The sequence below is a fragment of the Phocaeicola plebeius DSM 17135 genome (assembly GCF_000187895.1).
GTDB classification, from domain to species: Bacteria; Bacteroidota; Bacteroidia; order Bacteroidales; family Bacteroidaceae; genus Phocaeicola; species Phocaeicola plebeius.
On record NZ_DS990133.1, the window covers coordinates 246,612 to 261,233 of the forward strand.

The 14,622-nt window shown below is 39.4% G+C and carries 8 protein-coding genes; all 8 read left to right on the forward strand.

The features are described 5' to 3' along the window. Nucleotides 1-16 precede the first annotated feature (16 nt). The 8 genes from pepT (at nt 17) to BACPLE_RS13905 (ending at nt 14,611) form a co-directional block, all read left to right on the forward strand. Nucleotides 17-1,642 carry a tripeptide aminopeptidase PepT gene (pepT, locus tag BACPLE_RS13865; protein WP_007563042.1) on the forward strand — a complete coding sequence of 542 codons (1,626 nt, stop codon included), beginning with the start codon at nt 17-19 and terminating at the stop codon, nt 1,640-1,642. 281 nt (nt 1,643-1,923) lie between these two features. Then, nucleotides 1,924-2,583, forward strand: a complete 660-nt coding sequence (locus BACPLE_RS13875) for a hypothetical protein (RefSeq protein ID WP_007563044.1) — start codon at nt 1,924-1,926, stop codon at nt 2,581-2,583. Between the two features lie 32 nt (nt 2,584-2,615). Further along, nucleotides 2,616-2,978: a hypothetical protein gene (locus BACPLE_RS13880; protein WP_007563046.1), complete on the forward strand. Its 363-nt coding sequence runs from the start codon at nt 2,616-2,618 to the stop codon at nt 2,976-2,978. A gap of 518 nt (nt 2,979-3,496) precedes the next feature. Continuing rightward, entirely contained in the window at nt 3,497-7,861 is a 4,365-nt protein-coding gene (locus BACPLE_RS13885) for a sensor histidine kinase (protein ID WP_040313234.1), read from the forward strand. Beyond that, nucleotides 7,858-8,505, forward strand: a complete 648-nt coding sequence (locus BACPLE_RS13890; RefSeq protein WP_007563050.1) for a response regulator transcription factor — start codon at nt 7,858-7,860, stop codon at nt 8,503-8,505. The genes BACPLE_RS13885 and BACPLE_RS13890 overlap by 4 nt, the downstream gene beginning before the upstream one ends. Before the next feature lie 174 nt (nt 8,506-8,679). Beyond that, a complete protein-coding gene (locus BACPLE_RS13895) occupies nt 8,680-9,936 on the forward strand; it encodes a phosphoglycerate kinase (protein WP_007563052.1) in 1,257 nt (418 codons plus the stop codon). A gap of 141 nt (nt 9,937-10,077) precedes the next feature. Beyond that, nucleotides 10,078-14,058 (forward strand): hybrid sensor histidine kinase/response regulator transcription factor, encoded by a 3,981-nt coding sequence (locus BACPLE_RS13900; RefSeq protein WP_007563054.1) that lies wholly within the window; start codon nt 10,078-10,080, stop codon nt 14,056-14,058. Between the two features lie 10 nt (nt 14,059-14,068). Beyond that, a complete protein-coding gene (locus BACPLE_RS13905; RefSeq protein ID WP_007563056.1) occupies nt 14,069-14,611 on the forward strand; it encodes a chromate transporter in 543 nt (180 codons plus the stop codon). The last annotated feature ends 11 nt before the right edge of the window (nt 14,612-14,622 follow it).

The window sequence follows — 14,622 nt, forward strand, 5'->3', positions numbered from 1 at the left end:
CTAAAATCTCTACAATATGCTACGTATCATCGTCTTACTTTTCTTCACACTTTTCACGCTGAACGGACAGGCGCAGTTCTGGAAAAAAAGCAGAATTGCAGCCATAAAAATTTATGAACGTGCCAAAAACTCTCAATGGGATTATTCCCACAAGAGAGTCCCAGACCCCGTTATAAATGCCGTAAAAAGAAATTACACACTCAAGCTAGACTCAGCCCAGCTGGCCCGTAATGCCAAATCGAAAGTTCTTTCTTCCTCGCCTGCACAGCCGTCACAGCCAAAGGAAGAAAAAACTCCTCCGGCAACTCCACGTTCCACCGTACAACGGAAAAAGACAAACAAGAATGTACACGAGAAAGTGTTGAACCGCTTTTTGTCTTATGTGAAAATTGAAAGCCAATCGGTCGATACACCCGACTTCAACGCATTTCCCATGACAGAAGGACAGAAAAAAATAGCCACTTTCCTAGCAAATGAAATACAGTCCTTCGGTGGAAAAAATGTAGAAGTAACAGTAAGTAAGGACTTCTATGTATATGTAAAAATTCCCTCCAACCTGTCTGACTCCCAAAACAAGACAGTACCCAACTTGTTTTTTACAGCCCATCTGGATGTTACCCCCGAAGCACCAGGGAAAGGTATCAACCCCATTGTGCACACCAATTATCCAGGAGGAGACCTTACTCTTTCACCAGGTATCGTACTCAGCCCCTCTTCACCAGCCGGAGCGCGCCTGAACGAACTGAAGGGAAAGACCATCGTCACCACCGATGGGACAACCCTGCTCGGAGCTGACGACAAAGCGGGATGCACCATTCTTGTCACACTGATAGAAGAACTGGTGAACAATCCACGCATCAAGCATCCCGACCTTTTCGTCATGTTTTCACAAAACGAAGATATCGGCCGAGCAGCCTATCGTTATGACCCAGCGGTGTTTGGCACAAAACCCGACATTGTCATTGACGTAGATGGAGGAGAACCTGGTGTTTTCTCGGCAGAGAATTTTACGGCAGCCGGACAGACATTTTATTTCAAAGGAAACAAGGCACACCCCGGAGACGGACTCAAAAGCCAATATGCTGATGCCCTTACTGCCGCCGCCTATTTCATGGGTGCGATTCCTCCTTCCGTACATCCCAGTGCCAGTTCCGGCAAACAAGGATACTTACATTGCTATGCATGTGAACACCCTGTTGACGCATCTGGGAAAATAATTGAAGAAGATTATATTGCCAAATACCGCATCCGCTATTTTGACAAACAAGAAGGTGATACACTAAGAACTTACCTGCATAATGCCTTCCAAAAGACCTGTAAAGCTTTTCCATTTGTGAAAATTACCCCATCGGAAGAAGTAAAACAATACGATAACATAGCTTATACAATGTACAAGCATACCCCAGAAATCATCCAAAAAGCCGCTTTGAAAGAAGGGCTGCCAATGGTTGCCAAAAGTGAACGTGGAGGAACGACTTCTTCCATGCTGGTCACTACCGGAGCTCTTCCAGGCGGTCCTTGCATCTATTCCGGTCAACAAGCTGCACATAGTTGTATGGAATGGTGCTGCATTGAAGATCTTACATTGATAGTACAAGTATTAAAGAATATCATCGAAGAAACATTAAAATACGAAAAATAGGAAACTTGCGATTAACCAATTATTATCCACCTAAAAATATGAGCCATGAAAAATCAATTCTTTTTATCCTAGTCACCTTGACAGCAGTTGGTGTATACGGAGTATCAAACTTGATCGATACCAATGTTCCCCCTACAGGCTTCCCATCAAGTCTGCTTGCTGTGGAGAAAGAAAAGCCATACGCAACCTCACTATTATCCAAAGAGAAGAATAACTCAATCTCAACATGAAATTCTGCAAATAACAAAATAATACCTTACGGAAATAAAGATAAAAATTGTATGAAAAAATTCGTTATTGCACTCCTTCTACTCACCGTTTCTCTGCTAGAACTAAAATCTCAGCAACCTCCTTTTTTTTGGAGAGAAGGACACAATTTTGGCATAAATGCTGGATACAAGAAGCTCTCTTTAAATTGCGGAGATTTTGAAGCTGGATTCGTAGAAATATCTTGCTTTATGAGACCATCACTCGGATGGGAATTTACAACCAAATTTGAATATGGGCCCAACTATCTAAGCTTTTCCCCAAGCGGCTTGATTGGGCTCCCTTTCTGGGCCTATTCATCCAGTCACGGAGGAGATAGTGACTCCAATGCCCTTGGAGCAATCTTATCAGTTGCTTCTGCCAAACTTCCTATCTATATTATGGATTGGCTCGAAGTTTGTCCATACTGGGATATACTTAAATTTTCCAAATTATATAAATCCAAGAAATTTAGAGTAAACGGAGATTTAGGACTACAGATTAAGCTATATCCCTTTTGTACAATTCCTAAAATAAGTACTTTTTTTATTAGTGGCTTTTGTCTGTATAACTTCGCCTACAAAAAAGATCCTTCAGCATACAACAATGAACCATGGAGTAACCAAAGAAAAAGATCAAACAAATCACCATTTTTCGGATATTCTTATGGTGCAACCATTGGATGCTATTTTTAATGACATTATCTCTAACTAAAACATATTCAAACATGAAAAAGATTTTTATCTTAACCTTTGCTCTATTCGGTTCAATGGTATTTTTATCATTTTCAAGCAACCACCTCGAAACAAAACATGCCAAAGAGGAATCAGAATGTAACTGTAATAACGTTATCACAGAGTCAGATGGCAAATGTACATGTGGTGGAGATTTATTTTTAAGTTATACCACATGCTTTAACTGGGTACGCTGTCCACTTAACTGTAAAAACGGATGGCTTTATATCGGAAAGACACGTGAAAAATGTACCGGATGCACTCCACAGCAAAATGGGAATGGACGGGGAAGTGTAAAAGAATTTTATCCTTGCCACGTTTGTAAAAAATGCGGTAAAAAATATGTACTCGATTAAGTGCTGCTATGAAAAACCGAAAGCCTTCTGCACATAATTTTCTGACAAACGATATAAGTTGCAGAAACTGAACTAAAGCCACTTCCTGAACCGGTCATTCAACAACGGTTCAGGCAAGTGGCCAAACAGTCTCACATAAAATACCTTGTTCTTCTATCACCTCATCCTTTTTTTCATTATCACAAAAACTTTTCTACGTTTCCCACCCGGAAAATGTACGTTTCACGAACGAAAAACCTATGGTTCTGCAACGGGAAACCTAGGGCTCTCTTATGAGAAGCCTAAAAAAAGACCTAACTTTTTCCCATTTACGGACCTGCATTTTAATTATCCCCAAATACATTTCTACAACCCATGTAGTAATTTTTTTTACACATATCTTCGATTTATAACGACAATAAATCTACTACATTAACCTATCTTTACGAAAAATATATTTTTTTCTTTCCCCGTTCAAAAAAAGAGAGAAGATTTTTCTATATTTGTTTAATTATTAACGACTTAAAACAAAGGTAAATATGCATCCTACCAAAAACTCAAACGAGTTTTTTCTACATTCATCCAGAATTTGGACAATAGTCAGAATTTGGATGAGGATACTTATACTCACCTTATGTACCTTTGTGCCACTTCAAGCTTACAATGCATCCTTACCTATAGCTGACAATTTTCGTTTTATCCGGTATTCCACACAAGATGGATTGCCTTCCGACAAAGTCTTAGATATTTTACAAGACCAATATGGATTTATGTGGTTCGCTACAGAAAACGGACTTTCCCGATTCGATGGCATCCATTTCGTAAACTATACACACTCATCCCACAACAAAAACAGCCTATCAAATAATGTTGTCACATCCCTCGCCGAAGACCGATATGGCAATTTATGGATAGGTACACAAAATGGACTTAACCGCTATGACAGAATTCACAATCATTTTCAGCAATATACCACACAAAACGGATTGAAAAATAACTTTATCAGAGCTATCCATGTTGACAAAGAAGATAATTTATGGATAGAAACTGCACAAGGTTACTTAACACAATATTGCCTTAAAGACAACAAATGGCAGCATTTCAAACACAGCCCTGGAACAAACGAAGGAAATCATTTTTACTGGCAGATATACGAGGACTCTCTTCAAAATCTATGGATAGGAGGACGCGCCCTGCACGGTTTCTTATTTTCAAAAAAATCTTATCAATTCACCCCGGTTCCTACGTGGTCGGATAAAGGTATGCCGCTTGAATCGGCTTTTTACGTAAAAGCCCCAGATGGCAGCTTATTTTCCTCCTCATTTGGTTCTGTCCAGAAATATGATTTCTCACAACATAAATTCATACACTATCGCTCCATCCCTTTTGAAGCGACTTGCGCAGTTACTGACAAAAAAGGCTTCATCTGGATAGGAGGATACGGAGGACTACTCAGATGGCATTATCCACAAGACAAAATCGAGCTACTGACTTCTCATCCTGATATCCCCTACTCCCTTTCTTCCAACCAGATTCTCTGCCTGTATACATCAAACGACGGATGTGTATGGATTGGAACTGAAAACGGAATCAATTTATATGCACCACAAAATAATTTATTTCACACTTACACAGGGTATAAGGTCACTGCCTTGATGGAAGACAAAAACCGACATTTGTGGGTAGGAACCCAAGATGACGGAAGCTATGTTTTTGACTTCGAAAAGAAACAAATTGAGCATTTTAATTATCGGCTGATGACAAAAGACATTGATTACCACACTTTCCAGCGTGAAAAAGAAATCATCAGGCAATATATCAGACACGAAGCAATCTATAATGAACAACATGCTTTGTCAGAAAATCTGGCTGATAATTTCCAAGCATACAAAAACGCAGATTTACACTTCCGATATCCAGATGAAAATCATGTATCAGCACTCTACCAAGACAATAAAGGCTTGATTTATGTCGGGTTATGGAATCATGTAGGATTCAATGTATACAATCCACAAAACCGACAATGGAAACGTTATGCCTTATGGAGCAAGAAGCCAGATTATCATTACCCACGCTTATGGCTAGGAAACCCGTTTGGAGCTAACTGGTATAATGGTTTTCTCGAAGACCGGAAGGGGCGTTTCTGGTGCATCACATGGGAATGTTTCGGACTGAATCTGTTCAATCGTAAAACAGGTAAATTTGAGTTCAAACATTATTTTCCCAATAATGTGCCCTGTTTCCCACAAGGAAAAATTGAACAGATATTCTATGATAAAAACTCTGACCGCTACATCTTTAATGGGAAAAGTACCTACTTCGGATATTATGACAACCAAAAGAAACGTTTTTACAAATTCGGAGAACACTTCCCAGACAATTATACTAACCTTGATATAATAAAAGGATATTACCAATACAGCAAAGCAAAAATATTCTCGCTTCCAAATGAATTTGGATGCGAGTACATACTGCCGGATGGCTATAACCGGCTTTATATGGCCAATGCACAAAGAATCATGTATATGAATCTTACAGACAATTCTGTGCATCAGATTCTTTCCATGCCTGGAAATACATCTTTTGCTTGGACACTCTCGGCCAACAAACAACTTCTTATTCTCTATTGCGATAAAGGATTTATGCAGGTAGATCTCCTAAAACACACTTACAAACCCTTACCACAGAACATCAACCTATCAGAAAATGAAGAAGTAAAAGTCATACTACAAACGTTAAACCACGAACTATTGGCAGGTACATCAAAAAACCTATGGAAACAAACTCCACGGCACACATGGGAAAAATTATTACCTGAAAATCAAACGGTTAACCTTTTACGAGAGACAGAAAATGACAAATTGTACGTTGGGGGAAGTAAAGGATTGTACATTTTCCAGAAAGGGAAAATTCAAAATTATATTCCTTTTTCAATGTATGATTCCCAAGGGCTACCTGGCACAGAAATCAGAGACATATATATATCCGATTCCACTACATGCTGGATTGCCACCAATGACGGACTGGCCAAACTGGGAAATGGTAAAATCGAAATCTTTGAGCACCATCCCCTCGACCCATACAGTCTCATTGACAATAATGTCTGTGCCATATCAAAAGGTCCAGACCATAAACTTTGGATAGCAACCTATCAAGGACTTTGTCTGCTCAATCCGGTAAACGGACGTTTTACAGACATGACACAACCCGGCAATGACTGCCTGACCTCCCGGCTCACTAGTTGCATAACCGAAGACAACCAAGGAAACATTTGGATAGGAACTACCGAAAAAGGCATCAATGTACTCTCTATCGAAGCAGATACTCTTACCCACTATTATCATCAATCATGGAATCCCTATAGTCTGCCTGATAATTACGTAGAATGTATCTTTTGCAGTCAGAACGGCAATATCTGGATAGGAACACATCAAGGATTGGTGAAATACAACGGAGGATGCAAACCATTCCAACGCATTTCGCAGACAGAAGAGCTTCAGGTAAAAGGCATACAAGAAGATTCACAACAACATTTATGGATTACCACCAACAAGGGATTATTATTATCCGATGCAAACGGTAATATTCTGCGTAAATTTCATGACTACCACGGTCTAACCGACAATAACTTATCAAGAGCAATCTGCTCACTAACAAACGGTAACATTGTCATTGGCGGGAATAATGGATTCAGTCTTTTCAGCCCCCAACAATTAAGTTTACCTCTTTCTGCTTCGCCAATAATGATTACAGATATAGAAGTAAACAGTTCACCATTTTCTACTGATCTGAACAAGAAAAAACAACTTTTCTTAGAAGACGACCAAAATTCATTTACCATCGGTTTCGCAGCTGCCGACTATGCTTACAGCACACACTTGAAATACCGATACAAACTGGTGCCTTTTGAAGAAAAATGGAATTACACAATACCTCCCCTGCTTACGGCCAAATATACCAATATACCCTTTGGACAGTATTATCTAGAAATAGAGACTACAAATGCCTATGGAGAGTGGAGCAATTTACCCCTCAAAGTCTCTATTCAAATTGCACCCCCCTGGTATTACTCCTGGTGGTTCCTCACAATATTTATTGTCAGCAGTATATTGGGAGGATGGAGCTTTATCAGATTCAGGGAAAGACACCTTAGAAAAGAAAATGAGCAACTGGAAACATTGGTTAAAGAAAGAACCAATAAACTATATCAGATAATGGAAAATAAAAATAAGTTTTTTAACATTGTATCGCACGACTTGAAAAGTCCGCTAAACAGTGTAAATGTTTTATCTACTATCTTACTCGAAGACTATAATAGCCTGAATGAAGAAGAAAAACTTCAGAAAATACGTATGATTTCTAAAACTTCACGCCAAGGAAAAAAACTACTCGATAATCTCCAGCTATGGGTACTGTCCCAAAAAGAAATCATCAAGCCAGTCTTCCGACAAACAAATCTAACAGATGAAATAGAAGCTGTAGTACAACTTTTAAACCCTGACATTCAAAAAAAAGAACTAATAATTGCAGCTCCAACCCAGGCAGTGACTGTATATACAGATAAAAATATGCTATCTACTATTTTAAGAAATCTGATAGCCAATGCCATAAAATACTCTTACCGCAAAGGATGTATCCAGATATCGGTCCAAGAAGAAAAAGACTACTGGCATATTAGCATTAAAGACAACGGAGTAGGCATGTCGGCCGAACGGACCGAAAAACTTTTTCAAATCGGAACAAAAGTTTCTTCTTTAGGTACAGAAAAAGAAGAAGGAACTGGATTAGGATTACTTATTGTCAAAGAATTCATAAACCGACTAGGAGAAAGCATTCAAGTAAAAAGTATCCAAGGAAAAGGCAGTATATTTACATTTACATTACATAAAACCATAAGAAGATGATAAAAATATTCATTGTAGACGATTCTGAAATACATTTGGAAGGAATGAAAAGCATTCTTAAGCATTCAGATAACCTAACTGTAACAGCTACGGCACAAACGGCTGGAGAAGCTAAGCAACTGCTACGAAAAGAAAAATACGATTTGGCAATTCTTGATATCAGCCTAGAAGAAGAAACCGACGGACTGGACCTTGCCCATTTTATCAAGACTACATTTCCTGACATGCCTATCATCATCCTTTCTCATTATAAAGACATACACTATATCATCCAGTCATTAAAAATGCAACTGAACGGATACTTGGCTAAAGACACACAAGCGGAGGAACTGATTTGTGCCATACAAACTGTTGTACAAGGCAAAGGTTTCTACTTTGGTAATACAATTTCTTATAATGACATTATCAAAGCTTTTGGAGGAGAAGAAAATGTGAAAAAGCGGAAACCATATGAATTGACCGACAGGGAACTGGAGGTAATCCAGCTATTAGCCAATGGATATACCAGCAAAGAAATAGCCAATGAACTGAATATAGACCGCAACACAGTAGAAACCTACAAAGATCGGATAAAAAGCAAACTAGATTGCAAATCAGCCATTGAAATTGTGGTCTTTGCCTATAAAAACAAACTTATTCATTAAATATCAGTCAGTCAATCAGATCTAACAATTACAAGTTTCTGTTTTTAATAGAAAATAACACACTTCAATGAATTTAGATGAAAGAGATTGAACTTCGTCACATTTTTTTTTTAACTTTGCGCTGCAACTCAAAGCAAGATTACAAACAACTTTAAACAAAAAATATTAGAGATTATGATGACTATTGACAAATTCAACTTTGCCGGCAAAAAGGCAATCGTTCGTGTGGACTTCAATGTACCTTTGAACGAAGAAGGTAAAATTACAGACGATACTCGTATCCGTGGTGCACTGCCTACTTTGAAAAAAATCTTGGCAGACGGTGGTGCTTTGATTATCATGTCACACATGGGTAAACCAAAAGGCAAAGTAAACGCTAAATATTCTTTGAGCCAGATTGTAGACGCTGTAGCTGCTGCTCTGGGTACTCCGGTTCAGTTTGCTCCTGACTGTGCTAAAGCTCAGGACGCTGCTGCTGCTTTGAAACCGGGTGAAGTATTGCTGCTTGAAAACCTCCGTTTCTATCCGGAAGAAGAAGGTAAGCCTGTAGGCATTGAAAAAGAAGATCCTGCTTACGAAGACGCTAAGAAAGCTATGAAGGCTTCTCAGAAAGAATTCGCTAAGACTTTGGCTTCTTACGCTGACTGCTACGTAATGGACGCATTCGGTACTGCTCACCGTAAACACGCTTCTACAGCTGTTATCGCTGACTACTTCGATGCAGACCACAAGATGTTGGGCTACTTGATGGAAAAAGAAGTACAGGCTGTTGACAACGTATTGAAAGACATCAAACGTCCGTTCACTGCTATCATGGGTGGTTCTAAAGTTTCTACTAAGATCGGTATCATCGAAAACTTGATGGACAAAGTAGACAACTTGATTCTTTGCGGTGGTATGGCATTTACTTTCGCTAAAGCTCAGGGTGGTAAGATCGGTAACTCATTGGTAGAAGATGACAAACTGGATCTGGCTTTGGAAATCATGGCTAAGGCTAAAGCTAAAGGTGTAAACTTGGTTTTGGGTTGCGACTGTATCGCTGCTGACAAGTTTGCTAACGATGCAAATACTCAGGTTTGCGAAGACAAGAACATTCCTGACGGATGGATGGGTCTGGATGCAGGTCCTAAGACTCGCGAAGAATTCAAAGCTGCTATCAAGGGTGCTAAGACTATCCTGTGGAACGGTCCTGCCGGTGTATTCGAAATGGACAACTTCGCTGGTGGTTCTAAGGTAATCGCTGAAGCTATTGCTGAAGCTACTAAAGAAGGTGCTTTCTCATTGATCGGTGGTGGTGACTCTGTAGCTTGTATCAACAAGTTCGGTATGGCTGACCAGGTATCTTATATCTCAACTGGTGGTGGTGCATTGCTCGAAGCTATCGAAGGTAAAATCCTTCCGGGTATCGCAGCTATCCGTGGCGATAAATAAAGTATAAAAACTTTATCATAAAATATCAAGGCATGACTTTTCGGTCATGCCTTTTTTTATTTCCTGTTCGTACATAAAACCCCATATTATTTTGATAAGAGATTGTTTTTTCCGAAATTTGCACTTACCAACAAAAGTATTATGCAGAAATTTATCTATCTCATTTGCCTTCTATTATCTGTCATATACACACGTTCAGAGGCACAAATATTTCAATATATCGGTATCGCAGACGGACTTAGCAGTCGAAGAGTTCTCTCTATTCAACAAGGAGAACACGATTACATATGGATTCTTACTCACAAGGGAATTGACCGTTATAACGGAAAGCAGTTTGCACATTATCCGCTGATTAAAAACGGAACGGTTGTCAACTGTTTCCCTAATCTGAATATTTTAAAAACAGACAAGGAAAAAAAGTTATGGGAAATTGGGAAAGACGGACTGGTTTTCAACTTGAATGAAGCCAGAGACTCTTTTCAACTGGTATTTGATTTACATGAGCAGTTCCCGGAAACTCAAAAGTGCCCGATAACTTGCATCTATCTAGACGATGAAAAGAATATCTGGTTCTGTACAGAAGGATATCAATATCTTTATAATGGAGATACTCAAAAGACGCATAAAATAAGTCAGAAAATCCCTGGTAAAGTAACTTGTATCACACAGGCAAAGGGAAATAAATATTTCATATCCACTGAACAGTTTCTGTATTCAGCAGTCTTAAATAAAGGTCAACTGACAAATGTACAGAGAATCAATATCTCTACCATTAATATTATAGATTACATTTATTACCATAAGCCCACAAACAAGCTTATCATCAATGCCCTGCTCGACAAATTGTTTATCTATACCCCAGATAGTGGAGAATTAATAGACCTCGGAAAACACCTGAAAGACATTGGAGTTAACACCATCACACCCAACCGGAAAAATCTGGATGAAGTGTTCATTGCAACCGATGGAGACGGAGTATACAAACTGGATGTCAGAAAAAAGGAACTTTCTCATTTCTTAAAAGAAGACAATGAGAGTTTTAACAAGATGAACGGAAGTATCATCAAGGATATCTATATGGACCAGAGTAACCGTATCTGGAACGTGATTTATCCTATCGGTATTACCGTCTATTCAGAAAAATACCCTAAATACCAATGGCTTAAACATGCACCGAACAGCAGCAACACTTTGTCGAACGACTGTATCAACGGCATCATGGAGGACTCTGATGGAGATATATGGTATGCCACCTGTAACGGAATAAGCTGTTATGACATAAGTGAAAAGAAGTGGAAAAGCTATTGCACAGAGAAGGAGCTTCCTCAATATGAGAATCATATCTTCTTGTCCGTATGCGAAATAAGACCGGGAATTATCCTGGCCGGAGGTTATATGTCCGGCATCTTCCGCATAGACAAGAAGGCCGGAACTACAACTTTCCATCAGCAAGGAAAATCGCAGGCACGTGAAACCCCGGACAAATATATCCGCGGACTGATAAAAGATAAAAACGAAGTTATCTGGAGTGGAGGATTCTACAGCCTGAAAAGCTTTGATACACGTACGCAGGAAAAACAGGAATACAATAGCTCCTACCCTATCACGTATCTTTTAGAAAGAAATGAAAATTCTTTCTGGGTAGGAACCATACAAGGATTATATGTATTCGATAAAACGAAACAGCAACTGTATCCTTACATGGAAAAAGAAGACTTTGGCTGTATCAATGCAATCTACAATACTCCCGATTTGAAAAAAACGTATGTCGGTACCTACGGTAACGGATTGTTTATCATTGATAATCAAACAAATGAAATCACACACTGCATGGCCAATAACAGCGGCTTGCAAACCAATAATATCTATAGCATTGTTCCTGACAAAAACGGTAATTTGTTTTTAGGAACAGAAAATGGACTGTCTTTCTATAATCTGAAAGAACAGACTTTTACCAACTGGACCCGGGAACAAGGTTTACAAGGAGCTAACTTTAATCCGACTGCCGGAATACATACCCGAAACGGTCAGCTGATTTTTGGAAGCAACGAGGGAGTTATTATCTTGCCCGATAGCCTGGAACTACCTTCAAATTTTTCTAGTCACATGGTATTCTCTAACCTGAATATCATGTACCACCCTGTATACCCGATGGAAAAGAATTCTCCTTTGACAAAAATTCTGGACGAAACCAATTTCATTCAATTGAAATACGACCAGAACACATTCTCAATGGACGTGTCTTCCATCAATTTCGACAATCCATCAAGTATTCTGTATAGTTGGAAACTGGAAGGATTCTACGACCAATGGACTCCTCCCACCAGCAACGGAACCATACGCTATACTAACTTATCGCCAGGTAATTATACTCTAAAAGTGCGATCTATCCTGCTCGATAACCAGCAGATACTGGAAGAAAGAGAAATACAGATTATGGTAGAACGCCCTTTCTGGCTGACTTTCTGGGCCTTTCTGGTATATGCTTTGTTGATTAGTGGAGCAGCCTACACCTTCCTGCGTTACCAGATTATCAAACGTGAGCGGAAAACGTCCGAAGAAAAAATCAATTTCTTTACACATGCCGCACACGATATCCGTACACCGTTGACCATGATTAAAGCTCCCCTGAGTGAAATCATGGAAAAAGAAAACCTAAGTGAAAACGGACAAAAAAACATCAAACTAGCCATGCAAAGCACCGAGAACCTGGCAGAACTGGCTAATAACCTGATTAACTTTCAGAAAGAAGAACTATACTCTTCACAAACCATCGTGACAGAGCACGAATTGAACCATTACTTAAGCAACTACCTGCTTCAGTTTGAAAGTTTTGCCCGCCAGAAAGACATCAAACTGTCTTACGAAAGTACGTTTGACAGCCTGAATGTATGGATTGATGTAAGTAAAATGGATTCCATCTTACGTAACTTGTTGTCTAATGCCCTGAAATATACCCCGCAAGGAGGGAGTGTATCGCTAAAAGCTGAAAACAACAAAAACAACTGGACACTCACCATCTCTGATACTGGCATTGGAATGAACAAAGAAGACCAGAAAAAACTCTTCAAATATTTGTTCAGAGGATACAACACTGCCAACCAGACTACCACTGGATGTGGCATCGGCATGTTGCTGACCTATCGCCTGATTGAAAATCATGAAGGTAAAATCTCATTCAGCAGTACAGAAAATGTAGGGACCACTTTTGTATTGAGTTTCCCCATAAAAAGCAAAAACTATCTGTATAAAAAAGAAGAGAAAGAAGCCACCACGGAGAAAACACAAGCTATAGAAAAAAAGACAACGGAAAGTATTATAACAGATGTACAATTCACCAATGTACAGACAGACGGACAAGCTCCTTTCATTCTTGTGGTAGAAGATAATGTATCTCTGAGGTCGTTCATTATGCACAGTCTCTCAGACACCTATCGTGTAGAGGGTGTTGGCAATGGACAAGAAGCCCTTGATTTTGTCCACGAAAAGCAACCAGACTTAATTCTTTCTGATATCATGATGCCAATAATGGATGGCAAAAGAATGTGCCAGATACTGAAAGAACAAATGGAAACCAGCCATATTCCAATTATTCTTCTTACCGCACTCGGCGACAAGGAGCATATTCTGGAAGGACTGGAAATTAAAGCCGACCAGTATCTGGTGAAACCTTTTGATATACATATTTTAAAAGCTACCATTCATACCCTTATAGAAAACCGAAGGATGTTACGTGACCGATTTAAATCGGCCGTAACCGCATTACCGGAAGAAGCTCCTGCCGTGAAATTGCCCACAAGCCTGGACGACGAGTTTATTCAGAAAGTGACCGAACTTGTCAAAGAAGGATTAGGAAAGAACTTCAATGTAGATACCCTGTGCGCTTCAGTTAACATGAGCCGTACCAGCTTCTACAACAAGATTAAAGCTTTGACGGGAATAGCTCCAGCAGAGTTTATCCGTAATATCAGAATGCAAGAAGCTGCCCTAATGTTAAAAAGCCAGCGCTATACGGTAGCCGAGGTTTCAGACAAAATGGGTTTTGCCGACCCTAAATATTTCACGGATACCTTTAAAAAATTTTATGGGGTACCCCCAAGTATTTACATGAAAAAGAATTAAACGCAATAACATGAATTTCTATTTAAGAGCATTTTTCATCTTCTTCCGAATAGGTCTATTCACCATTGGAGGAGGATATGCCATGGTTCCTTTAATAGAAGCCGACCTGGTAGACAAACGAAAATGGATAAAAAAGGAAGACTTTCTAGACTTGATGGCACTGGCACAAACTGTACCAGGCATCTTTGCCGTCAACATTGCCATCTTTATCGGCTATAAACTGAAAGGATTCTGGGGAGCTTTCTGGATGGCCCTAGGTACCATACTTCCCTCTTTTCTCATCATCCTAGCTATTGCTCTGTTTTTCAGACAATTCCAACATGTAGAAGCTGTAGAACATGTGTTCAAAGGCATCCGCCCCGCAGTAGTAGCCTTAATTGCAGCTCCTACCTTCAAAATGGCAAAATCGGCCCGTATCAACCGATACAATATCTGGATTCCGGTGGTTTCGGCACTACTGATATGGCTTCTCGGTTTTTCGCCTATCTATGTCATCATCCTCAGTGGATTAGGGGGTTACCTTTATGGACGCTACCAAAAGAAATATAACTAAAAGGAAATAAA

Bases quoted from the DNA above. Each gene is read 5' to 3' on its own strand.
- BACPLE_RS13895 (WP_007563052.1), top strand. From the start codon at position 8,680: ATGATGACTATTGACAAATTCAACTTTGCCGGCAAAAAGGCAATCGTT.
- BACPLE_RS13900 (WP_007563054.1), top strand. From the start codon at position 10,078: ATGCAGAAATTTATCTATCTCATTTGCCTTCTATTATCTGTCATATAC.
- pepT (WP_007563042.1), top strand. From the start codon at position 17: ATGCTACGTATCATCGTCTTACTTTTCTTCACACTTTTCACGCTGAAC.
- BACPLE_RS13885 (WP_040313234.1), top strand. From the start codon at position 3,497: ATGCATCCTACCAAAAACTCAAACGAGTTTTTTCTACATTCATCCAGA.
- BACPLE_RS13880 (WP_007563046.1), top strand. From the start codon at position 2,616: ATGAAAAAGATTTTTATCTTAACCTTTGCTCTATTCGGTTCAATGGTA.
- BACPLE_RS13890 (WP_007563050.1), top strand. From the start codon at position 7,858: ATGATAAAAATATTCATTGTAGACGATTCTGAAATACATTTGGAAGGA.
- BACPLE_RS13875 (WP_007563044.1), top strand. From the start codon at position 1,924: ATGAAAAAATTCGTTATTGCACTCCTTCTACTCACCGTTTCTCTGCTA.
- BACPLE_RS13905 (WP_007563056.1), top strand. From the start codon at position 14,069: ATGAATTTCTATTTAAGAGCATTTTTCATCTTCTTCCGAATAGGTCTA.